At 46.3% G+C, this 22,819-nt stretch carries 26 protein-coding genes; 12 read left to right on the plus strand and 14 right to left on the minus strand.

Annotated elements, in window-relative coordinates; all coding sequences use genetic code 11:
• Window positions 1-177: 177 nt before the first annotated feature.
• The gene (locus FHQ23_RS03555; RefSeq protein WP_139613077.1) at window positions 178-1,278 is read left to right on the plus strand and encodes an ISAs1 family transposase; all 1,101 of its coding nucleotides are present in this window, start codon (window positions 178-180) and stop codon (window positions 1,276-1,278) included.
• A 91-nt stretch (window positions 1,279-1,369) separates the two neighbouring features.
• Here the strand turns inward: FHQ23_RS03555 and FHQ23_RS03560 are convergent, their stop codons facing one another.
• From FHQ23_RS03560 to ccmA, 13 genes are all read right to left on the minus strand, one after another.
• Window positions 1,370-2,032, minus strand: coding sequence for an NAD(P)H-dependent oxidoreductase (locus FHQ23_RS03560; protein WP_139613078.1), 663 nt, complete (start codon window positions 2,030-2,032; stop codon window positions 1,370-1,372).
• A 171-nt stretch (window positions 2,033-2,203) separates the two neighbouring features.
• Window positions 2,204-2,668: a DMT family transporter gene (locus FHQ23_RS03565; RefSeq protein ID WP_176552242.1), complete on the minus strand. Its 465-nt coding sequence runs from the start codon at window positions 2,666-2,668 to the stop codon at window positions 2,204-2,206.
• Window positions 2,662-3,000, minus strand: a complete 339-nt coding sequence (gene glnB / locus FHQ23_RS03570) for a nitrogen regulatory protein P-II (RefSeq protein WP_139613080.1) — start codon at window positions 2,998-3,000, stop codon at window positions 2,662-2,664. The genes FHQ23_RS03565 and glnB overlap by 7 nt, the downstream gene beginning before the upstream one ends.
• The gene (mog, locus tag FHQ23_RS03575; protein WP_139613081.1) at window positions 2,997-3,593 is read right to left on the minus strand and encodes a molybdopterin adenylyltransferase; all 597 of its coding nucleotides are present in this window, start codon (window positions 3,591-3,593) and stop codon (window positions 2,997-2,999) included. Before mog ends, glnB begins: the two co-directional genes overlap by 4 nt.
• A gap of 30 nt (window positions 3,594-3,623) precedes the next feature.
• Window positions 3,624-4,526, minus strand: a complete 903-nt coding sequence (ccmI, locus tag FHQ23_RS03580) for a c-type cytochrome biogenesis protein CcmI (protein ID WP_139613082.1) — start codon at window positions 4,524-4,526, stop codon at window positions 3,624-3,626.
• Window positions 4,523-4,981: a cytochrome c-type biogenesis protein gene (locus FHQ23_RS03585; protein ID WP_139613083.1), complete on the minus strand. Its 459-nt coding sequence runs from the start codon at window positions 4,979-4,981 to the stop codon at window positions 4,523-4,525. Before FHQ23_RS03585 ends, ccmI begins: the two co-directional genes overlap by 4 nt.
• A complete protein-coding gene (locus tag FHQ23_RS03590) occupies window positions 4,969-5,535 on the minus strand; it encodes a DsbE family thiol:disulfide interchange protein (RefSeq protein WP_139613084.1) in 567 nt (188 codons plus the stop codon). The genes FHQ23_RS03585 and FHQ23_RS03590 overlap by 13 nt, the downstream gene beginning before the upstream one ends.
• Window positions 5,528-7,501, minus strand: coding sequence for a heme lyase CcmF/NrfE family subunit (locus FHQ23_RS03595; RefSeq protein WP_139613085.1), 1,974 nt, complete (start codon window positions 7,499-7,501; stop codon window positions 5,528-5,530). The genes FHQ23_RS03590 and FHQ23_RS03595 overlap by 8 nt, the downstream gene beginning before the upstream one ends.
• The gene (gene ccmE / locus FHQ23_RS03600) at window positions 7,498-8,067 is read right to left on the minus strand and encodes a cytochrome c maturation protein CcmE (protein WP_139609221.1); all 570 of its coding nucleotides are present in this window, start codon (window positions 8,065-8,067) and stop codon (window positions 7,498-7,500) included. The genes FHQ23_RS03595 and ccmE overlap by 4 nt, the downstream gene beginning before the upstream one ends.
• A complete protein-coding gene (gene ccmD / locus FHQ23_RS03605) occupies window positions 8,064-8,273 on the minus strand; it encodes a heme exporter protein CcmD (RefSeq protein WP_139613086.1) in 210 nt (69 codons plus the stop codon). The genes ccmE and ccmD overlap by 4 nt, the downstream gene beginning before the upstream one ends.
• Entirely contained in the window at window positions 8,270-9,022 is a 753-nt protein-coding gene (locus tag FHQ23_RS03610; RefSeq protein ID WP_139613087.1) for a heme ABC transporter permease, read from the minus strand. Before FHQ23_RS03610 ends, ccmD begins: the two co-directional genes overlap by 4 nt.
• 33 nt (window positions 9,023-9,055) lie before the next feature.
• A complete protein-coding gene (ccmB, locus tag FHQ23_RS03615; protein ID WP_139613088.1) occupies window positions 9,056-9,718 on the minus strand; it encodes a heme exporter protein CcmB in 663 nt (220 codons plus the stop codon).
• A gap of 33 nt (window positions 9,719-9,751) precedes the next feature.
• On the minus strand, window positions 9,752-10,399 hold the full coding sequence (ccmA, locus tag FHQ23_RS03620; protein ID WP_139613089.1) for a cytochrome c biogenesis heme-transporting ATPase CcmA: 648 nt from the start codon (window positions 10,397-10,399) through the stop codon (window positions 9,752-9,754).
• Between the two features lie 360 nt (window positions 10,400-10,759).
• Between ccmA and FHQ23_RS03625 the strand changes: the two genes are divergently transcribed.
• The 7 genes from FHQ23_RS03625 to add all read left to right on the plus strand — a co-directional run bounded on the left by FHQ23_RS03625 (window position 10,760) and on the right by add (window position 18,207).
• Complete coding sequence (locus tag FHQ23_RS03625; protein ID WP_139611474.1) at window positions 10,760-11,389, plus strand: nucleoside recognition domain-containing protein; 630 nt, start codon at window positions 10,760-10,762, stop codon at window positions 11,387-11,389.
• Between the two features lie 2 nt (window positions 11,390-11,391).
• Window positions 11,392-11,859, plus strand: coding sequence for a YjiG family protein (locus FHQ23_RS03630; protein ID WP_139611475.1), 468 nt, complete (start codon window positions 11,392-11,394; stop codon window positions 11,857-11,859).
• Window positions 11,860-11,873: 14 nt separating this feature from the next.
• On the plus strand, window positions 11,874-12,995 hold the full coding sequence (locus FHQ23_RS03635) for a M20/M25/M40 family metallo-hydrolase (protein ID WP_139613090.1): 1,122 nt from the start codon (window positions 11,874-11,876) through the stop codon (window positions 12,993-12,995).
• 303 nt (window positions 12,996-13,298) lie between these two features.
• Window positions 13,299-15,173, plus strand: a complete 1,875-nt coding sequence (locus FHQ23_RS03640) for a PTS mannitol transporter subunit IICBA (protein WP_139613091.1) — start codon at window positions 13,299-13,301, stop codon at window positions 15,171-15,173.
• 47 nt (window positions 15,174-15,220) lie between these two features.
• The gene (locus FHQ23_RS03645) at window positions 15,221-16,372 is read left to right on the plus strand and encodes a mannitol-1-phosphate 5-dehydrogenase (RefSeq protein ID WP_139613092.1); all 1,152 of its coding nucleotides are present in this window, start codon (window positions 15,221-15,223) and stop codon (window positions 16,370-16,372) included.
• Window positions 16,373-16,396: 24 nt separating this feature from the next.
• Window positions 16,397-16,945, plus strand: a complete 549-nt coding sequence (locus tag FHQ23_RS03650; RefSeq protein WP_139613093.1) for an MltR family transcriptional regulator — start codon at window positions 16,397-16,399, stop codon at window positions 16,943-16,945.
• A 95-nt stretch (window positions 16,946-17,040) separates the two neighbouring features.
• Complete coding sequence (gene add / locus FHQ23_RS03655; RefSeq protein WP_139613094.1) at window positions 17,041-18,207, plus strand: adenosine deaminase; 1,167 nt, start codon at window positions 17,041-17,043, stop codon at window positions 18,205-18,207.
• Between the two features lie 165 nt (window positions 18,208-18,372).
• On the opposite strand, the gene FHQ23_RS03660 is transcribed toward add, so the two are convergent.
• On the minus strand, window positions 18,373-18,660 hold the full coding sequence (locus FHQ23_RS03660; RefSeq protein ID WP_139613095.1) for a DUF4282 domain-containing protein: 288 nt from the start codon (window positions 18,658-18,660) through the stop codon (window positions 18,373-18,375).
• Between the two features lie 242 nt (window positions 18,661-18,902).
• On the opposite strand from FHQ23_RS03660, the gene rbsD reads away from it, so the two are divergent.
• The 4 genes from rbsD (at window position 18,903) to rbsB (ending at window position 22,783) form a co-directional block, all read left to right on the plus strand.
• The gene (rbsD, locus tag FHQ23_RS03665) at window positions 18,903-19,322 is read left to right on the plus strand and encodes a D-ribose pyranase (RefSeq protein ID WP_139613096.1); all 420 of its coding nucleotides are present in this window, start codon (window positions 18,903-18,905) and stop codon (window positions 19,320-19,322) included.
• A gap of 11 nt (window positions 19,323-19,333) precedes the next feature.
• On the plus strand, window positions 19,334-20,833 hold the full coding sequence (gene rbsA, locus FHQ23_RS03670) for a ribose ABC transporter ATP-binding protein RbsA (RefSeq protein ID WP_139613097.1): 1,500 nt from the start codon (window positions 19,334-19,336) through the stop codon (window positions 20,831-20,833).
• A gap of 18 nt (window positions 20,834-20,851) precedes the next feature.
• A complete protein-coding gene (rbsC, locus tag FHQ23_RS03675) occupies window positions 20,852-21,832 on the plus strand; it encodes a ribose ABC transporter permease (RefSeq protein ID WP_139613098.1) in 981 nt (326 codons plus the stop codon).
• 72 nt (window positions 21,833-21,904) lie between these two features.
• Entirely contained in the window at window positions 21,905-22,783 is an 879-nt protein-coding gene (gene rbsB / locus FHQ23_RS03680) for a ribose ABC transporter substrate-binding protein RbsB (RefSeq protein ID WP_139613099.1), read from the plus strand.
• Window positions 22,784-22,819 lie beyond the last annotated feature (36 nt).

The raw sequence follows: 22,819 nt of genomic DNA on the forward strand, positions 1-22,819 counted from the left end.
TTTTGTATGGGCGCAAAAATAAATGTGCTGGATAAAAAACAGGCATCAACACCAATTTCTTAGCCGATATCAATAAAACCGCAATAACCATTGTTAAAAAACAGCCTATTATTTTATAGTAAGTATAACGTAAAGCTTTATAAGGTATGTATTGTTCGTAATTGTTGAGGAGGTGTTATGGATTTTTTTAACTTTTTTGCGCAGGCTGAGCAAATTGAGCATGACGCCCAGAGATATTCTTTATTAGAGTTGATTTTTTTAACCATGACCGCTGTACTGTCAGGAGCAAAAACATGGTGCGATGTTCACCAGTTTGGCGAAAGCCATCTCTCTTGGTTGCGCCAATATTTACCTTTTACACAAGGCATACCATCTAAAGAAACGATCGCTGATCTTGTTTGCAAACTCCATTCAAGCCAATTAAATGATATTTTTATCAATTTTGTTAACGAATTACGTCAGAGCAAAAATCTTGAGCAGATTCCATGGGATGGAAAAAACCTTCGTAACTGCTTCGGGCATGAGGCGAAAAGTGCACTGCATAGCATTACCATACAAAGTAAAATGCGCGGTGTGATACTGATACAACATAAATCTCCACGTTGGCGTAATGAACAGCAAGGTGTGTTGGAAATACTCCAGACATTAAAATTGAGACGAGCGATAGTTTCCGTTTATGCCTGCAACACACAGAAAAAGATTGTTGAGCAACTAAAGGATAAGCAAGCAGACTATGTGGTTGCGTTAAATAATAATCATGCAATGTTTCGCAAAGAAATTGCAGCCTATTTTCATAAAATGGAACGAGAAAATCCACAAGTTATTGATTATTATGAAAATATAAATACTGGGCGACAGTATAAAAAATTACCGGTTGATGAATGGTTGTCTGAACCCATGCGCTGGGAAGGGATTCAGACGGTGTTGTGTGCAGAGGCACAGTCAGAGTTGGGGCAGAACAGCAAATTAGACTCTAAGTTAGACTGTTATATCAGCAGCTTAAATGCCGCATTACCACAATTAGCAGAGAGTATTCGGGAGCATTTATCGCTCAAAAAAAGGAAGGCACATTGGATGTTGGATGTGGTATATCGGGATGTTCGTGGTCTCAGTAGTAAAGATAACGGGGAAAAGAAGCTGACCTCCCTGCGTTATTATGCATTGAATTTAGCCCGCCTGCACCCTGCTGGCTGCAGCTTGCGCATGAAATTAAAGCGGGCAGCGGACTCACAACAGTTCCGGGAGGCACTGCTGTTTGGTGAGGGGGAATCCGGTTGATTGAGTGGGCTTGACAAAGCCGCACGAGGTAAAAGTGCGGTCAGGGTACAACCGCACTTTGGTATATTTAGTGTGATATTGAATATCTACTTTATTTGATATAACTCACTACATCGTCAAAAGCACGGCGAGTTTTAGCGCGGGGTTCGCCGGTACGATAGCCAAAAGCTGCCATTACGCTGAGTTTAAATGCTTGCGGGTCGTATAAACCTTCTTCTACTAATGCGTTATTCAGTTTTTCAAGTGGGAAGCCTTCGATCGGGGTTGAGTCAATTCCAATCATGGCGGCGCTGGTCAGCATATTGCCCAAGGCGATGTAACACTGGCGGCTTGCCCAGGCGTAATAGGCTTCTTCTGTGTTTAAATTAAATTCGTTTTCACAAAAATTACGGTAAAATCCCTCATACAATGTGATCACTTCGGCGGGTAATTTCATGATTTCTGCGCGTTGTTGGCGAATGTATTCGCTTCCGGGCTGCAATGCACTTTGCTGGCGAGCCAAGATAACAATAAAATGGCTGCAATCCATGATCTTATCTTTAGCTCCCCAAGCAATGTCACGAATCAACTCTTTAATTTGTTGATTCTCAATGACGAGAAAACGCCAAGGTTCCAGTCCAAAGGAGCTGGGAGATAAGCGGGCCGTTTCTAGAATAAAAGTCAGATCTTCTTGACTGATTTTTTTATTAGGATCGTAGCTTTTGCAAGCGTAGCGGTTGTGATAAGCGTCTAAAATTTGTTGTTTTGATATCATGTGAAGTTCCTAAAAAGTAATTTTAAAAGTATAGTGAAATAAAATAAGAAATCTACGGCGTTGGCGCGCCTTGTATTTTTCTTATTTTATTCCACTATATAAAGTGCGGTAGCTACAATACATAAGAGATTATTTTCCATATTGCTACAGCGAGTGCAAGTGAAATTGAGATTATGATTTAAACCATTTGTCGCCATAAAAGAACAGTGTCATGCCGATAAATACAACAGTTAATCCAATAAATTTCCAGAGGGTTGCCGAGCGGACGGGCATTGAAATTAAGCCGTAATGATCAATTAACATTGCCATAATCAATTGTCCGACAATGATAAAGAATAGCATATTGCTGACCCCGACTTTTGGCGCAAGCAATACGGTGGTAAACACGACCATTGCGCCTAAAGGGCCGCCGATCCACTTCCACCAAGGTTGATGAGGCAGGTTGAACCAGATTTCGCTGAGGTTGGCTTTACTTAGCGTAATGAACAGTAGCAATAGGGTGCCGGTAAAAAAGGAGATTAATGCTGCAACCACAGGCTGCTCGCCGACGGCTTTGCTGAGTTGGCTGTTGATTGCAGCCTGAGTGGCGAGTGCTAATCCGGCTGCGAAGGCAATCAGATAGAAAAACATTACAATGCGTCTTCGTTTTCTTCTGCGGTACGAATGCGGATAACCCGTTCAACATCATAGATGAAAATTTTGCCGTCACCGATTTTTCCGGTTTGCGCCGTTTCGATAATAGTATTGACGCAAGCATCCACTTGTTCGTCAGCAATCACAATTTCTAGTTTAACTTTAGGTAAGAAATCAACCATGTATTCAGCGCCGCGATAGATTTCGGTATGCCCTTTTTGGCGACCAAATCCTTTTACTTCGGAAACTGTCATGCCGGTAATGCCTACATCGGATAAGGCTTCTCGCACATCATCCAATTTGAATGGTTTGATAATCGCTTCGATTTTTTTCATGTTGATTCCTTATATTCTTTGCGCGCCGATTTAGGGCGGAAACTTTCAATGATGTCTGGCACTGTATCAATATAAATGCCGTCGATCAACTGCAAACAATACGGAACTGCGCTAAAAATACCGTTGACCAACACTTTGCCGTGTTGATCTTTAACCCCCTCCAGCGTCTCCTTAATGGCTTTCGGCTGGCCAGGTAAATTGAGAATCAGGGATTGTTTACGTATCACACCGACTTGGCGCGATAAAATCGCAGTTGGCACAAAATGTAGGCTTACTTGGCGCATCTGTTCACCAAAACCCGGCATTTCACGATCAGCAACAGCTAGCGTAGCGTCAGGCGTGACATCACGTTTGGCTGGGCCGGTGCCGCCGGTGGTAAGCACCAGGTGACAATGTTGCTGATCAACCAGTTCAATTAAGGTTTTCTCAATTTCGGTTTGTTCATCAGGAATTAAACGGGTTTCGACAGCAAAAGGTTCGGTTAAGGCGTTTTCCAACCAGCGTTGTAATTCCGGAATGCCTTGATCGGTATAAATGCCTTGCGAGGCACGGTCGGATACTGAAACCAAGCCGATTTTTAACTGTGTTTGCATCTAAATCTCTTCCTTCATGTATGGCTTAATTTATGGGTTAGCCGCTGGCGGTTGCTCTTGTGCCTTCAGTTCGGCAATCGCATGGCTCATACTGCGTTGAATCAAGGGAATGCGCTCATCGTCAGGCGGCAATTGGCGCAGCATCATTTCCCATGACATTAATGCCATTTTGTAATCTTCTTTTTCAAACGCACTGAATGCCAATAAACTGAGCGCCTGAACATTATTATGATCTTGCTTGATTACTTCACGCAACAGCAATTCGCCGCGTGTTTTATCATTCTCGTCTTGTGAGAACATTAGCACTCTGGCATAGCTTAACTTATATTCCGTATTTTCCGGCGCAAGTGCGGTGGCGCGTTTATAGCTGTCCAGCGCCAGTTGTCCGTTGCCGGCTGCCATGCCAATTTGACCGAGCAGCCACCAATTTTTATCGTTATCCGGTGCCTGTTGCAGCTCAGCGCGCAGTGCGATGGTGAATTGTTGTAATTCTTCCGTGGTTAACGGCTGTTGCTGTTCTTGTGCTAAGCGTTGTTGCAAGTGCGGTAGCTGAGCGTGGGCATTTTCTAACATACTCTCGCCATGCCATGAACCGACACTAAAATAGGTGACTAAAGCGATTGCTGTCAGTGCTAATGTGCCGGAAGTGAACCATATTTTTCCGTTTTTTAAGCGGCTATTTTGGGTTTCAGCGTGTTGTAACGGAATATCGTTTAGCAGCCGTTGTTGTAATTCGCTTTCACTCTGTTGCGGATCGTCGAGTAAGCCTTGTTCATTATCTTGTTTTAACTCTTGCAGCCGATCGTAATAAAAGGCACGATTCAGATCTTGCTGCTGAACCGCACTTTTATTCTTATTTTTCAGCAGTAGCGGATAAAATGCCAGTAATGCAGTAATGAGGGTGAGCAGTAAAAAAACGAGCCACAACATTATTTTCTCTCCTTATCGTCGGGCTGTAGAATCTTATTCAAACGTTGCTGATCAAGCGCAGAATCCGTTGGCTGATGCCGCAAGTGCGGTTTGCGTCGGAATAAAGTGAAAATACCGATTAACAATAATGCCGCAGGAATCAGCCACAATAGCAGTGTTGAGGGTGCCAGCGGTGGATCATACGTGACAAAATTACCGTAGCGCTGCACCATATAGTCAACTACTTCTTGTTTGCTTTTGCCTTGTTGTAGCAATTCGTAAACCTTAGCCCGCATATCGGTTGAGATTGTGGCATTCGAGTCTGCAATATTATTATTTTGACATTGCGGACAGCGCAGTTGCTGAGTCAGTTGTTGATAAGTCTGCTCTTGTTGCGGTGAGCTGAACTCATAACTATCGATCGCAGCGAAAATCGGCAGGCTGAACAAAAAAACGAATAAAACGATTAGCTTTTGCATGCGCTCTCCTCGCGCTGAATTTTTTCAAACAGCGACTTGAACTTCTCTTGCCAAACGGTTTCGTTCATATCGCCGGCATAGCGGTAGCGAATTACCCCTTGGCAATCGATCAGAAACGTTTCCGGCGCACCGTAAACGCCCAAATCTAAGCCGAGCATGCCTTTTTGATCCAAAATATTCTGTTGATACGGATTGCCTAAATTTTTTAGCCATTGGGCGGCTTTGCTCGGATCATCTTTATAATTAATACCGACAATAGTGATATTTTGCTTGGCGAGTTGGTTCAAATATTGGTGTTCGGCATAGCAGGTTGGACACCAAGTTGCCCAGACATTTAGCAGCAATGGCTTATCTTGCTGAAAAATCACCTCAGTAAGTGGTTGTTCACCGTCTTGTAGAGATGGCAGTTCAAAGTGCGGTACGGGTTTGCCGACCAGTGCAGATTCCAATATTTTCGGATCGTCACCGGCAGAATTGCGCACCAGTTGCCAAGCAAACACCAGCACCAGCCCCAAAAACGCTAACAGTGGCAAAAACAGTTTTTTATTATTCATAGACATCTCCTCGCTTGGTGTTCTGCTGTGCAATTTTGCTCAAACGGTAACGGCGATCCAGCATTGACAACAAGCCGCCGAGAGCCATAAACAGTCCGCCAATCCAGATCCAACGGATAAACGGTTTGTAATATAAGCGCACCGCCCAAGCACCATCGTCCAGTCGCTCGCCAAGCGCCACATAAATATCACGGCTGAAACCCCAGTCGATCGACGCTTCAGTCATGCTCATACGACTGACAGTGTAAAAGCGTTTTTCTGCGTGCAAAATAGTTTGCAGTTTGTCGTGCTTGAACACTTCGATTTGGGCTTTCACACCTTCGTAGTTGGCGCCGTTATGTGGCGTGACACCTTGAAACACGAAACGGTAATCGGCAATTTGCGCACTGTCGCCGCTATTCATGCGAACATCACGTTCAACGCTGTAATTTTGGCTGAAGGCAATGCCGAATACCGTCATCGCTACCCCCACATGGGCGGCAATCATGCCCCAATGGGAACGAGAAAGCTTGCTTAAGCCTTTAATAAAGCTGTGACGGTGAGTGGCTCGTTGCTGCATTTCGTATAAGCTGAGCAGTAAGATCAGGCTTGCCATCATCACCCCCAACACGGCGGTTGTGGTGATGCGGTCAAATAAAAAGTGCGGTAATGCGAAACCGCAGATGGCCATGACAACCAGACTGATTATCACGGGCTTGCGAATAGCGCTGACTTGATCGCGTCGCCATTTGACCAGTGGACCGATGCCGAGAATAAACGAAAACGGCACCATCAAAATTAAAAACATTTGATCGAAAAACGGCGCACCGACCGAGATTGAGCCTAAGCCTAATTGTTTATGGACTAGCGGCAACAGCGTACCGATGAGTACTATCGAAAGCGCGGTCATCAAAAACACATTGTTGAGCAGCAGCAGGCTTTCACGCGAGTAGCGTTCGTAGTGAGTGGTCGAACGGATTTGATGCCCTTTAACGGCATACAACGCCAGTGAGCCACCGATGACCACCACCAGATAAGCGAGAATATATAATCCTCTGGTTGGATCAGACGCAAAGGCGTGCACTGAAACCAAGATGCCGGAACGGACTAAAAATGTGCCGAGCAAACACAGCGAAAATGCCAAAATCGCCAATAATACTGTCCACGCTTTGAAACTACCCCGTTTTTCAGTGACGGCTAAAGAGTGAATCAGCGCTGTGCCGGCAATCCATGGCATCAACGAGGCGTTTTCGACCGGATCCCAGAACCACCAACCGCCCCAGCCCAACTCGTAATATGCCCACCAAGAGCCGAGTACGATCCCAAGGGTTAAAAACAGCCATGCCGCCAGTGTCCACGGGCGTGACCAGCGTGCCCAAGCGGTGTCTAATGTGCCGCCGAGTAAGGCGGCGATGGCAAAGGCGAATGCCACTGAAAAACCAACATAGCCCATGTACAATAGTGGCGGGTGGAAGATCAAGCCAACGTCTTGCAACAACGGATTCAATTCACGGCCATCGACCGGAAAATCCGGGAAAGTGCGGTCAAACGGGTTGGAGGTAAAAATAATAAACACCAAAAAACCGATGCTGATCAAGCCCATCACCGATAGCACGCGTGCGATCGCTTCTTGTGGCAGGCTTTTGCTAAAAATGGCGACCGCTGCCGCCCACAGTGACAGTAGCCAGATCCACAATAGCAACGAGCCCTCGTGTGAGCCCCAAACAGCAGACAACCGATAATGCAGTGGCAATGTGGTGTTTGAATTGTTAACAATGTACTGAACGCTGAAGTCGTTTATCGCAAACAGATACGCCAGTGCCGCAAAAGAGAACGTCAGGCAGAAAAACAGGCTGAATGTCATTGGTTTTGCCAGTGACATTAGCGTTGCATTATTGTTGCGACAGCCGTAAGCCGGCAACACGGTCAACAGCACGGCGAGTGCCAAAGACAATGCCAGCGTATAATTTCCTAGTTCAGCGATCATTTGGTTGCCTCAGCTTTATTGGCGTCGATGGTTTGTTGCAAATGCTGTTGAAATTTATCCATATTTTGCTGGTCTTTTTCCGAAACGTTTTTCAAATCTGCTGCAGAAACACCCATCGGTTGATGAACTTTCTGCATTTGGCTTTCCAGCTCCGGTGGCACATAATTTTCGTCGTGTTTTGCCAATACTTCATGGGCTTTTAGGGTTTTTTCATCAATCAGCACCCCTTGCGCCACAATGCCTTGCCCTTCACGGAACAGATCCGGCAAAATGCCTTCGTATTCCACCGTCACGGAGGGACCTATGTCATTGAGATCAAACCGCACTTTCAGACTATTTGGATCGCGCACCACAGTACCTTCGACCACCATGCCACCGATTCGCAAACGTTGTCCCGGTTGTGGTTTGGTGTCGCTTTTATGATCTTTGCCGTAAATCACTTCGGTCGGGGTATAAAAGAGATCGATATTTTGTCGCAGCGCATACAGCATCAAACCAACGGCAATCGAAACACCGAGCAACGCTAACAGTAATAGACTCAGGCGAGATTTGCGTCTTGGATTCATTGCTGTTCTCCTTGTTGAGTTTGTTGAATTCGTTGCTGGCGTGCTTGCTCTTTGGCAATTTGTGTCAGTAAGCGTTTTTTGTCATTCAGGCTGACCGCACTTAATATCACCAGTGCCAACAGTGAAACGCCATAACAGAGCCACACATAAAAACCGTAGCCGCCCATATTCAAAAAATCTTGCCAAGTTTGGAAAAACGGGGTCATTTTTTCCCTCCAATAAATTGATTAGCCAAAGCCTGCACCCAAGGGCGCTTTTGCTCTTCTTGTAATAAAACATTGCGATAGCGGATCAGGGTTAGCCATAAAGATAAAAACAGAAAACCTAAAATAGAAAGCAGCAACGGAATCAACATTGACGTTGCCATTGAGGGCTTTTCAAATTTGGTGATGGTGGCGCCTTGATGCAGAGTGTTCCACCACTCGACCGAAAAGTGGATAATTGGCAGGTTTACCACCCCGACCAACGTCAAGACTGCAGCTGCTTTGGCGGCGCTGCGACGATCCTGAAAGGCAGAATACAACGCTAAGATGCCGAGATATAAGAAAAATAGAATTAATGAGGCAGTTAGACGGGCGTCCCAAACCCACCACGTTCCCCACATCGGCTTGCCCCAAATCGCACCGGTAGCAAGGGAAAGAAAGGTTAATACCGCCCCAATCGGCGCCATGGCGACCATCGAGAGATAGGCGTGACGAATCTGCCAAATCAAACCAATTGCAGCGGCAACAGCCATGGAAGCATAAATACCCATCGACCAAATTGAGGTTGGAACGTGCACATAAATCATTCGAAAGCCATTGCCTTGCTGATAGTCGGCTGGCGCAAATGCTAAGCCCCAAACCCACGCAACACTCAGCAATAACAGGGCGAGCACCCCGGCATAGGGCGCAATGTTGCCGCAGATGCGGTATTGGGTTTCGGCTTTAGCGTAAGGGTGTAACCATTTCCACATGCTCTATTTCACTCCATTTTATTCACTTTAAATTTAATCAAGGCTGATACGCAGTGCTGCTGCGATGGCAAAAGGTGCCAGACTGACACTCAGTGCCATTATCGCACCTAAAATAGCCAGCTGTCCGCTGTAATCAAGCTGTAGTTGTGCCGCATCTAAAATTGAGGCGGAAAAAATCAATACCGGAATAATTAACGGTACTACTAATAAACTCAACAAGACGCCGCCTTTGCGCAGTGCGACTGTCAACGCCACACCGATAGCACCAATGGCACTCAAGGTTGGCGTGCCAAGTAGCAGGGTTAAAATCAGCGCCCACCAAACCGTCGGTTCCAATGACAGCAGCAACGCAGCAATCGGCGAGAGCAGAATCAACGGAACTGCGGTCAGCAGCCAATGGGCGCAGACTTTTGCCAACATGGTCAGCGGCAAAGGGTATGCCAGCAGCATCAGTTGCTCCAACGAACCATCACGAAAATCATCGGCAAACAGCCGTTCAAACGCCAATAATGCCGACAGCAGTGCCGCGACCCAAACAATGCCCGGGGCAATGCGGGTCAGCAACGTTGGTTCCGGGCCGATTAACAGTGGAAACAGGGTGATCACCAGCAGAAAAAACCATAACGGATTCAACAGCTCGCTCTTTTTTTGCCAAGCTATTTTTAATTCACGTTTGATGATAGGGAAAAAAATCATTCGAGATTATCCTTTCTACTCTGATTGACCACGTCAGTCTTGAAAACGACTTTTAAAGGGCTGCATTGACAATCGTAGTAACCGCTTGCTTTCAATCGCTTGATGGCTGGTCAAGATCACGATTCCCCCTTGCTGGCAGTGCTGTTCAAAAAGTGCGGTCAGCTGCTGTTGTCCTTGTTTGTCGATCGCTGTAAACGGCTCATCTAAAATCCACAATGGCGCTTGGCTCAGCCATAAACGTGCCAGTGCCACTCGTTTTTGTTGCCCGGCAGACAGGCGATAGACCGCACTTTCCTCATAACCACACAGCCCGACTTGCGCCAACGCTTGCCAAATAACGTCTTCACCAGCTTTGCATGGGCTGATCTGTTGATAAAATTTTAGATTTTGGTAAGGGGTCAACTCACTTTTCACGCCACTGGCATGCCCTAAATACAACAGTTGTGCCAAATAGCTGTCGCGAGCTTTGAAAATATCCAACTCGTTCCACCGCACTTCTCCCGATAACGGCTGTGAAAGTGTGGTTAAAATCCGCAATAGACTGGTTTTTCCAATACCGTTATGTCCTTCCAACTGCACAAATTGCCCGCTCTCGAAGACAGCAGAAAACGCAGCAAACAAGCGTTTTTCGCCGCGTTGGCAACTTAAATTGTGTAGTGTCAGTCGGTTTTTTTCAAACATGGCGCAAACTTATAAATACTCCTTAAAAATGAAGCCAGATTTTAACATAAGTGATTGATTAGTGATAACTATCCGAGAATATTTCACTACCTCTTTAGGTGTAATTATCGTAGATTTATAACTTAATTGATTGATTTTACAAATTATTTTGTATGTATCGATTTGCAGTTTCTTTGATCTAACGCAAATTTATAACAAGCTGAAAAAAGAGTGATTTAGTTTATTTTTGTGATGTTGGCTCTATTTTGGCAAATAGTCGATAAAACTATGAGATAGCCAGCAAAAATACACTTTGTTGATTGTATTCGCAGCTTGATATGACTAGAGTAAAAGTAATTTATAACCGTTGAAGGAGGGTGTATGTCAGAAAATAGTATGAAAAAATTGATTGTCGGCACAATTTCATTAATTTTGGCAATTATATTTTTTGGCGGCTTTGCCAAGGATTTTATTGGTGGAATTTTTGATTTCAGTAAATTGACCGGACAATTTCCTGATTGGTTAAAAACCAGTGGTGGGATCAGTGCCAAAGGTGGTTTTCTATTTGCGCTGACTTTGGTTCCCAGTGTGATGTTGGCACTTGGTTTTGTGGCGGTATTCGAGCATTACGGTGCGCTGTCGGCGGCATCAAAATGGTTGAATCCGATTTTGAAACCGGTGATGGGAATACCCGGCAACTGCTCGATTTCTTTGATTGCCAGTACGCAAAGCACCGATGCCGGCAGTTCGACCACCAAATTTTTACGCGAAGAAAAAGAAATCACTCATAAAGAATTACTGATTTTTGCGGCGTTTCAATTTAGTGCCGGAGCGTTACTCACCAATTTTTTATCTTCGTTTGCGCCGGTGCTGCTGATTCCTGATAAAGCCGGACAGGTAGCGCCGGTTTCCATTGCCATGTGCTTAGGGATTATTTTTGTGTTCAAAATTTTTGGAGCAAATTTAATGCGGTTATATGTGAAAAAATTTGTTAAAGAAGATGAGGAATAGTGATGAGCCAGACAAGCAACCAAAATAAACTTATTACCGATATTTTCATCGATGGTGCCAGAAAAGGTTGGAATATTGCGGTCACTAACACCATACCGAATGTATTAATGGCGTTTGTGATTATTTATATTTTAAATGCTTCGGGATTGCTCAAACTGATCGGTGAATATTTGGGCTTTATTATGCTCCCTTTGGGACTGCCGGGCGAAGCGATCGCGGTTATTATGGCGGCTTTTTTAAGTTGGGGTGGTGCTGCCGGCGTATTGGTTGCCTTAGTACAAGAAGGGGTGTTGAATGCGCAAGATATTGCAGTTTTATTACCCGGCATGGCGCTAGTCGGCTCGACGGTGCAGTATATGGGGCGGATTCTTGGTGTATTAGGGGTACCGGGAAAACACTATTTGGTGTTGTTCGGCATTTGTATCATTAATGCCTATCTTGCGATGTTGTTGATGAGTTTCTTTGTTTAACGGAGGTAGTAAGTATGCAACACGAAGAGCTACCGCTATTTTTAGACGAACTGAAACAGTTGACCGAGATTGAAAGTCCGTCGCACCATATCGAGGGAATCAATCAAGTTGCCGATTGGTTTATCGCCAAAGCGAAAGTGCAACAGCTAGCGTATCAAAAGGTCGCTATGCAAAGTGATACGGTAGCGGAAGGGTTGTTTATCAGCAACAACCTTGAGGCGGAGCATTTCGATATTTTGTTTATCGCCCATATGGATACGGTGTTTCCGGTCGGTACGTTGGCACAAGCGCCTTTTTGCCAACAGGATGATCGCATTAATGCACTGGGCGTGATCGACGATAAAGCTGGCGCATTAATGGCGCTTTATGTGATCAAAGCGCTGGATTTGAATAAATTGAACGTCGGGCTATATCTGAATTCGCACGAAGAGATCGGATCGTTGTACGCCAAAGAGAGTATCCGTGAATACGCTCGTAAATCCGCTTACTGCTTTGTGATGGAGCCAGCAAGGGAAGACGGTTCGATGGTGGCGACCCGTAAAGGGGTGATCACCTACGCGATCGATTTTCACGGGCTGGCGGCACACGCCGGCAATAATCCGGAGCGAGGACGCTCAGCGCTGGTGGAAGCCGCCAATCTTGTGCTGGAATTTTCAAAACTGAATGATTTTAGTGCCGGACACACCTTTAACTGTATTATCACCAACGGTGGAGTAGCGCAAAACATTGTGCCGGATTTCGCAGCGCTTACTATCGAAATGCGCTACAGATTGCCTGCTTCGGTTGCGTTTTTTGAGCAACGGCTGGCGCAGGTGTTGGAAAATCCGTTGCAGGACGGGGTTCGCTATGAAAAGCGGTTGGTGAATCACGAAGCACCGATGATTGATGAAGTCAACTTACCGAAAATCAAGCAGCTGTTTGCCGAAGTGGGTGCAGTGCACAATATGCAGATTAAATGGGTTGATGCTGGTGGTGTTAGTGACGGTAATATCGCCTCTTCCGCCGGTTGTCCGACGATTGATGGCTTGGGACCGACCGGCGGCAATATGCATATGAAAACCGAATACATGCAGATCAGTTCGGTGGTGCCGAAATGCAATTTGATTATTGATGTTATCAAGCGGCTTTTTAGCTGAACTTATGAAGTGCGGTGTGGCAGCCCATTACTAACCAAAGGGGCATAGTAGACAAAGGCAATTGACCGCACTTTTATGTGATATATGTCACACTTACTTATCAACTTGGAAATAAATGTGATCCATATCACATTATTGAAATCTATTTATAAATATTTAATGTGATGTCAATCACAAATTAAATCGATAAAATTTCGCTTTCTATACTAAGCATGCTAATTTTCCACCATTGTCAATATCGTACTTTTTATGTACGTTTGAACGTCCCGTTAAAAGACCTTTAACCTAACGCTGAGGTGAACAATGTTATCTGCTAATGTAAAAGTGAAAGTCCAAAATTTTGGTCGCTTTCTGTCAAATATGGTGATGCCGAATATTGGGGCATTTATTGCGTGGGGTTTTATTACCGCACTTTTTATTCCGACCGGTTGGGTTCCGAATGAAACCTTAGGGGCGTTGGTTGGTCCGATGATCACCTATTTGCTGCCGTTACTGATCGGCTATACCGGTGGTAAATTGATTGGCGGCGATCGTGGGGCGGTGGTTGGTGCGATTACCACCATGGGGGTGATCGTCGGTTCTGATATTCCGATGTTCTTAGGCGCCATGATTGCCGGACCGTTGGGCGGTTATGCGATCAAGAAATTCGATAGATGGGTTGACGGTAAAATAAAGAGCGGTTTTGAGATGTTGGTCAATAACTTCTCTGCCGGGATTATCGGTATGCTGTGTGCGCTGCTGGCATTGGTGCTGATTGGACCGGCGGTGAAAGCACTTTCCGTTACATTGGCGGCAGGGGTCGATGTTTTGGTTAATGCCGGGCTGTTGCCATTAACCTCAATTTTTGTCGAACCGGCAAAAGTACTATTTTTGAACAATGCGATTAACCACGGCATCTTTACTCCGTTGGGCGTGCAACAATCAACAGAATTTGGTCAGTCCATTTTCTTCCTGATTGAAGCTAACCCAGGTCCAGGTTTAGGGATTTTATTAGCTTATATTTTCTTTGGGCGTGGCAGTGCGAAGCAAACCGCCGGTGGTGCTGCAATTATCCACTTTTTTGGCGGCATTCACGAAATCTATTTCCCTTATATCCTGATGAAGCCACGCTTAATTTTAGCGGTAATCGCCGGTGGTATGGTCGGCGTGTTGACGTTAGTGTTGTTTAATGCAGGTTTACGTGCGCCAGCTTCACCGGGCTCAATCTTTGCCGTATTGCTGATGACGCCACCACCCGCTTTTGTTGGCGTGATCACCTCGGTTATTGCTTCTTGTGCCACCTCGTTTGCTGTTGCTTCTTTCTTGCTGAAAACCGATAAACAAGTAGGCGAAGCGGTCTCTTTGGAAGACGCAACATCGCAAATGAAAGCGATGAAAATGGGCAGCGGTAAAACCGAATTGAGCGGTAGCGACTACAGCAGCTTGCAAACCATTTATGTGTCTTGTGATGCCGGTATGGGTTCCAGTGCGATGGGTGCCAGCATGCTGCGCAAAAAAGTGCAGAGTGCAGGGTTGGATATCCGCGTGGTCAACTGTGCGATCAATGATTTGCCGGCGGAGGCACGCTTAGTGATCACCCACCAAGATTTGACCTTGCGCGCTAAACAACAAGTGCCGGAAGCAACCCATTTATCCTTAACCAATTTCTTGGATAATCCATTCTACGATAGCTTGGTTAGTGACATTATTGATAAATCCGGCGCTGCGCAAGCGGGTGTCGAACCAGTGGCGGCAGTTGAACAACCGTCTGCTTTCAAACTGCAAAAAGAGCAAATTTTCTTAGGCTTAACTGCTGCCACCAAAGAAGATGCCATTCGTTTTGCTGGCGAGCAGTTGGTGAAAGCCGGGTTTGCCAAACCGGATTACGTTCCGGCAATGTTCGAACGTGAAAAACTGGTTTCAACTTATTTGGGTGAAGGTGTGGCGGTACCGCACGGCACAATTGAAGCCAAAGACGAAGTGATTAAGACCGGCATCGTGTTCTGTCAATATCCTGACGGCGTGCAGTTCACCGACGACGAAGACGGCGTTGCCAAATTGGTGATCGGGATTGCGGCGAAAAATAATGAACATATTGCAGTGGTGACTTCGATCACCAGTGCGTTGGACAGCGAAGAATCTATCGAACTGCTGACCACCACTACCGATGTGGAACAAGTTTTAGCCTTATTGAAGTAACAACAATAGAGGGGGAAACCCCTCTAATTATTTGGAGAAGAGATACTATGAAAGCATTACATTTTGGTGCTGGCAATATTGGACGTGGATTTATCGGAAAACTGCTGTCCGATTCTGGCATTCATGTCACCTTTGCCGACGTCAACGACACAGTGATTGATCTGCTGAACCAGCAACAAGCCTACGACGTGAAAATTGTCAGCGAGCAGCAAAGCAACATTGAACAAGTCGCACCGGTTGATGGCATCAATTCCAAAAATAGCGCACAAATTATCGAAAAATTCAATCAAGTGGATTTAGTGACAACGGCGGTCGGTCCAAATGTGTTGACGATTATTTCTGCTACACTAGCCAAAGCCTTGGAAATGCGTTTTGCCGCGGGCAATACAAAGTATTTGAACATTATCGCCTGTGAGAATATGGTGCGAGGTACCACGTTCTTAAAAGAAAAAGTGCGGTCACATCTGAACCCGGATTACCATAGCGCACTGGAGCAATATATCGGTTTTGTCGATTCAGCGGTGGATCGCATCGTGCCGCCGGTGGCACCAAATGCTGAGAATCCATTGTTGGTGACGGTAGAAGCGTTCAGCGAATGGATTGTTGATCAAACCCAATTCAAAGGCGATATTCCCAAAATTAACGGTATGGAACTGACCGATAATCTGATGGCGTTTGTCGAGCGCAAGCTGTTCACCTTAAACACCGGACATGCGGTCACCGCCTATTTAGGCAAATTAAGCGGACATCATTTAATCCGTGAAGCGATTGAAGACGAAGCAATTAAACAGCAAGTACGCTCAGTGATGCAGGAGAGCGGCGCGGTGCTGATTAAACGTTATGGTTTCGAGCAAGAGAAACATTTCGCCTATATCGAAAAAATCCTGAAACGCTTTGCCAATCCATATCTGCCGGACGATGTTGATCGGGTCGGGCGCGAGCCGATCCGTAAACTCAGCCCGAATGATCGCTTGATCAAACCGTTGAACGGCACGATTGAATATGGATTGCCGCACAATACGCTGGTGAAAGCGGTTGCTGCCGCACTGCATTATCGTAACGAAACTGATCCACAAGCAGTTGAATTGCAAACGTATATTGCGGATAATGGCGTACGGCAAGCCGTGCAGCATTACACCGGCTTAGGCGAAAGTGCGGTAGTTGCGGCGATTGTCGCTGATTACCAACAATTAAACTAAATCAAGGATCGATTATTTAACCCTATGTTCCCGTCGCAAGAACAGTCTGTTTACGAGCAGCTACAAGATATTCCCACACTACGGGGCTTGGTCACCGCTGCCGTGAATATTTTTGATCACGACGTAGATCAACTGATGCAACGGGTTTTCCGCAAAACGGATTTTGCGGTGAAATCCGTCGTGGATTCTTTGCTTGGAAGCCACGGTCCGCTAGCGGAGTTAAACGTGCGGCTTAAAGTGCTGCTCGGGTTAGGCGTGTTGGAAACCGCAACTTTCCATGATATCGAACACTATCTGGCTTTAAAAGTGCGGTTAAATAACGAAAGCCAGGAATATGCGCTGTCATCGGCGTTAACGCTAGAGTTTTTGCAGCAATTGCATTCGGTGCAAGACAAAGCGATGTTGCTAAAATTGGAAAAAGAGCTGCAATTGACGGCATCGGGCGTGCAAGACAACAAAGATTCGCTGTTGCTGCAAGTCAAAACCCTACGCAGCGAAAAAATCCTGCGTTCTTATCTGCTGCTGTCGATCAGCACCCTTTGTGAACAGTTACAGATTGAAAGCCCGTTGTAATCCTGCGCTAAGCGAAGCTATCCGAACGATAGCTTGCTTTTTCAACGATAATCACTAAAATCAGCCCAATATTTTTGATTGTCGAGGATTCTACTATGACCGCACTTTTCAACCGCACTTTACCCAAAGTGGTGCTGCACGAACATATCGAAGGCTCAGTCGCACCGCACTTGGCATTGCAACTGGCGGAAAAATACCAAGTGCGGTTGCCGCCTGATTTTTTATATCAGACGGATGAATATGATGCGCAGGATTTCCCAAACGGGCGCTATCGTTATGATGAATCAGATTTTCGCGAGTTTGTGAAAACTTATGATACCGTCGCCGATCTGGTGCGTGATGCACAAGATTACTATTGGGTCACCAAAGACTACCTCAGCCGCAATGCCAAACAGGGATTGATTTACTGCGAGTTGATCACCTCCGCCTTCCATATGTGCACCAGCATTGACGAACACGGCAACACCGCTTGGTCGGCACAGCGTTACCACCAAATTATGCAAGGCATTGAACAAGCGATTGCCGAAGTGCGCTCAGAGTATGGCACCGAAACCCGTTTGCATGCCTGTGGCGTACGCCATCTGCCGTACCGCGATATGCTGGCAAGCGCCGAATTTATTGCGCAACATCCGCGCGCCTCAGTGACCGGATTTAATATCGCCGGCAACGAAAAAGCCGGCAAATTCACCGATTTTGCCGAATTACATCAGTTGGTTGCCGATATTCCGCTGCCGAAATCCTATCACGCCGGTGAAATTTGTGGCGCAGAAAGTGTGCGGCAGGCGATCCAGTGCGGTGCGGTCAGAATCGGTCATGGCATTGCCTCGATTCAGGATGCTGAATTAATCAATTTATTGATTGAACAGCAAATTACCTTAGAAATTTCCCCCAGCAGCAACCGCATTTTAGTGCCAGAATTGCAGGCTTCGCTTGCCGAGCATCCGTTGCGTAAATTGTATGATGCCGGGGTGCGGGTCTGCATCAACACCGATGATGCCGGGCTATTCGGCACTGATATTGAAAAAGAGTATCGGATTGCGGCACAGCAATTTGGCTTCTGCCGCGCAGAGCTGCTTGACATCAGCTTGTGTGCTTTAGAGTGTGCCTTTGTGGAAAGTGCGGTCAAAGCGCAGCTGATCCAACAGGTTTATCAGCAATTTTCCGCACAAGATTGGCAACAGCTTGCCGACCTTATCCAAACTTGCCCGAATCCAGCGCTAAAAGTGCGCTTGCAGCAGCGCTATCAAAATAGGTCGAATTAAAAACTCAACCTATTTTAAGCGATAGGCTGTTATTTAGGGTCTGTTGATCTTTTAAGTATATTATTTGAGCTAAAACTAATCCTTTTAGCCTAGCACGGCAAAGCTGTACTAGGTTACGCATAGATCAGCCGCTTTGCGGCTGCTTCAGAGAGGCAAAGCCTCTCATCAATGCTTAACCGATTGCGACCGTAGGTCGCTGTCGGATAATTTTTCTAAATTGGTATTGATTTTGAATATCACCAAGATAAGCTCACAAAACATTCTGGCAAACAATATGCCCAGAATAATGATTAATCCCCCATAAATAATGCCGGTTAACATACTATAGTAACTCATGACAACGAGTGTCTCTAAACCGCTGATGATAGAAACAATCATCAGAATCCAATAAATAATGGTGATAATTTTTGGGGTGATCAATTTATCAAATATGAAAAAATCTTTGACGGACATATCAAGCTCCTTATGTTGATTAGCTCTAAAAATACCATTTAAAAGATATAGATAAATCCATGTTGCGAACAATATATCTGAATTTACTTTGTAATCAGATGGTTTTTTGTCTGCAAAACCTGATCGATCTCACAAATTACAATAAAGCCGGTTTTCATTTCGGTTTTTCCTGCCTAGAATGCTCGCAAATCTCATCGAAACGTTTCGATGAAAAGTGCAGAAAAGAAAATTAAGGATACCAGATGAAGAAAACCGCACTTTTAAATGCGCAACTGTCGCATTTGATCGCCACCTTAGGGCATACCGATAGCTTAACAATTTGCGATGCCGGTTTGCCGATTCCACGGGAAACGGAGCGGGTCGATTTAGCCCTGACTGCCGGCGTACCGCACTTTGTGCAAACGGTGGCAGTGGTGACCCAAGAATTATTCGTCGAAAGTGCGGTGCTGGCAGAGGAGATTGAAAGCCAAAATCCAGAAGTGCATCAAGCGGTATTACAGCAGCTAAAACAACTGGAACAGCAACAAGGCAACAAAATTGCGCTGGATTATGTCAGCCACGAAGAGTTTAAAGCGTTGAGTTGCCAATCAAAAGGCATTGTACGCAGCGGCGAATGCACGCCTTATGCCAATGTGATTCTGTATTCCGGCGTGCCGTTTTAAGGGGACACTGAATGCAAGCGCAAACCTTATTACGCATACAAGGCATTGATAAATCTTTTCCCGGCGTGAAAGCGTTGAGCAACGCTTGTCTGAATGTCTATGCCGGGCGGGTGATGGCGTTGATGGGCGAAAACGGCGCTGGCAAATCGACCCTGATGAAAGTGTTGACCGGCATCTACAGCAAAGATCAAGGCACGATTGAATATCTGGGCAATGCGGTAGCATTTAAGGGGCCGAAAGCGTCGCAAGAGGCGGGAATCAGCATTATCCATCAAGAATTGAACCTGATTAACAATTTGACGATTGCGGAAAATATTTTCTTGGGACGTGAGTTTCTCAACCGTTTTGGCGGTATTGACTGGGCGACGATGTACCGCGAAGCGGATAAATTGCTGGCGAAACTGGGCGTGAAACACAGCAGCCGCACGCTGGCTGGCGAGCTGTCGATCGGCGAACTGCAAATGGTGGAAATTGCCAAAGCGATCAGTTTTAAATCGCGCGTGATTATTATGGATGAACCGACCGATGCGTTGACCGACACCGAAACCGAGTCGCTGTTTAAGATTATTCGTGAATTGACTGCCGAAGGCTGCGGTATTGTCTATATTTCGCATCGGATCAAGGAGATTTTTGAGATTTGCGATGATGTGACGGTGCTGCGTGACGGTGAGTTTATCGGCGAAAGTGCGGTGGCGGAGCTGAATGAAGACCGTCTAATCGAAATGATGGTCGGTCGCCGCTTGGACGAATACTACCCGCATTTGGAAAAAGTCCGTGGCGGAACACGCTTGACGGTCAGCAATCTGTCCGGCAGTGGCGTACACAATGTCAATTTTACGCTGTATGCAGGCGAAATTCTGGGTGTTTCCGGTTTGATGGGGGCTGGCAGAAGCGAATTGATGAAAGTGATCTACGGCGCATTGCCGAAAACCGCAGGCGAAGTGCGGTTGAACGGCAAACTCGTTGAAAATCGCAGCGAACAAGACGGCTTGCAAAACGGGATTGTGTACATCTCCGAAGATCGCAAAGGCGATGGCTTGGTGTTGGGGATGTCGGTGAAAGAGAACATGACCCTGACCGCACTTCAGCATTTTTCCCAATACGGCTATATCCAAAAAGGCGCAGAACGCTTGGCGGTCGATGATTTTATCCTGTTGTTCAATATCAAAACCCCAAGCCGTGATCAACAGATCGGGCTGCTGTCCGGCGGTAATCAGCAAAAAGTGGCGATTGCCAAAGGCTTGATGACCCGTCCGCAGGTGCTGATTCTGGACGAGCCGACTCGCGGCGTCGATGTCGGGGCGAAAAAAGAGATCTATCAATTGATCAATAAATTTAAAAACGAAGGGCTGAGCATTATTTTGGTCTCTTCAGAAATGCCGGAAGTGTTGGGTATGAGCGATCGGATTTTGGTGATGCACGAGGGCGAAATAAGCGGCGAATTTATGCGTGGCGAGGCGACACAAGAGCAGCTACTGGCGGCGGCAATCGGCAAAAACGGTCACAACTGATTTGAGGTAAACAGAAAAATGGTCACAACAACAAAAAAAACAGCTTTTAATTTGAAAGGATTTTTGATCGAACAACGTTCGATTATTGCGCTACTGGTATTGGTGTTTATCGTTTCGCTGCTGAATCCCAATTTCTTCAGCATGGATAACGTGTTGAACATTCTGCGTCAAACTTCGGTCAATGCGATTATTGCGGTCGGGATGACCTTTGTGATTCTGATTGCCGGCATCGATCTCTCGGTCGGTTCAGTGCTGGCGCTGACCGGTGCATTTGCCGCCACCATGGTCGGCTTGGATATCTCAATTTTTATCGTGGTACCGGTGGTGCTGATTGCCGGTATGCTACTCGGCGGTATCAGTGGTTTGATTGTCGCCAAAGGCAAAGTGCAGGCGTTTATCGCCACGTTGGTCACCATGACGTTGTTGCGCGGGGTCACCATGGTCTATACCGACGGTCGCCCGATCAGCACCGGTTTTTCCGACAGCGCTGATCAATTTGCGTGGATTGGCACCGGCTATTTGTTCGGTATTCCAGTGCCGATTTGGATTATGGCATTGGTGTTTGCGCTGGCGTGGTACATTTTACAGCACACCCGCATGGGGCGTTACATTTATGCACTGGGCGGCAACGAAGCGGCGACCAAATTGTCTGGTATTAATGTCACCAAAATCAAACTGTTCGTGTTTGCCGCCAGTGGAATGCTGGCGGCATTGGCAGGGTTGATCGTCACCTCGCGTTTATCATCGGCACAACCGACCGCGGGGGTCAGTTATGAACTGGATGCGATTGCGGCAGTGGTTGTGGGCGGCACCAGTTTGATGGGCGGCAAAGGGCGTGTAATGGGAACGTTAATCGGGGCGTTGATTATCGGCTTCTTGAATAATGCGCTCAATATTTTAGATATTTCATCTTACTATCAGATGATAGCAAAAGCGGTGGTTATTCTGATTGCGGTATTGGCGGATAACTACTTGGGTAACAAAAGCCTTAAGTCATAAATTGTAGTCATAATATAAGCACTGTAAAGTGCGGTTTAATTCACCTTTAACGTTTAACAACGAGGAAACAGTATGAAAAAATTAACCACAGTCGCATCGGCATTAATCATGAGTTTGGCGGTCAGCGGTTCTGCCTTGGCGAAAGAAACGCTTGCGTTGGCGGTTTCAACCTTAGACAATCCGTTTTTCGTGAGCCTAAAAGACGGCGCGCAAAAAGAGGCGGACAAATTGGGCTACAATTTGGTGGTGCTGGACTCGCAAAACGATCCGGCGAAAGAGCTTGCCAATGTGGAAGATTTGCTGGTGCGCGGCGCCAAAGTGTTGCTGATTAACCCGACCGATTCTGAAGCGGTCGCCAATGCGGTGATGCGTGCCAACAAACAAGGCGTGCCTGTGATCACTTTGGATCGCGGTGCAGCCAAAGGTGAGGTGGTCAGCCATATCGCTTCTGATAATGTTGCCGGCGGCAAACTGGCTGGGGATTTCATCGCAGAAAAGCTGGGCAAGGAAGCCAAAGTGATCCAACTGGAAGGTATTGCAGGTACATCAGCGGCGCGTGAGCGTGGCGAAGGCTTTGCACAAGCGGTCGAAGCGAACGGCTTTGCGTTACTGGCAAGCCAACCGGCAGATTTTGACCGCACTAAAGGCTTGAATGTTATGGAAAACCTGTTAGCGAGCCAAAGTGAGGTACAAGCGGTGTTTGCGCAAAACGACGAAATGGCATTGGGTGCATTGAGAGCGTTGCAAGCAGCGAAAAAAGAGGTGTTAGTCGTCGGTTTTGACGGCACTGACGATGCTGTGCGTGCGGTGGAAGCCGGAAAATTGGGCGCAACCATTGCACAACAACCGGAAAAAATCGGCGAATTGGGCGTGGCAACGGCGGATCGCGTATTGAAAGGCGAACCGGTTGAAGTGATGATTCCGGTGCCGTTGAAAGTGGTGAGTAAATAATTTAACAGAAACCGGGTGGATATTTCCGCTCTAGAT

Origin of the sequence: Testudinibacter crocodili (assembly GCF_006228025.1) — a bacterium.
GTDB lineage: Bacteria > Pseudomonadota > Gammaproteobacteria > Enterobacterales > Pasteurellaceae > Chelonobacter.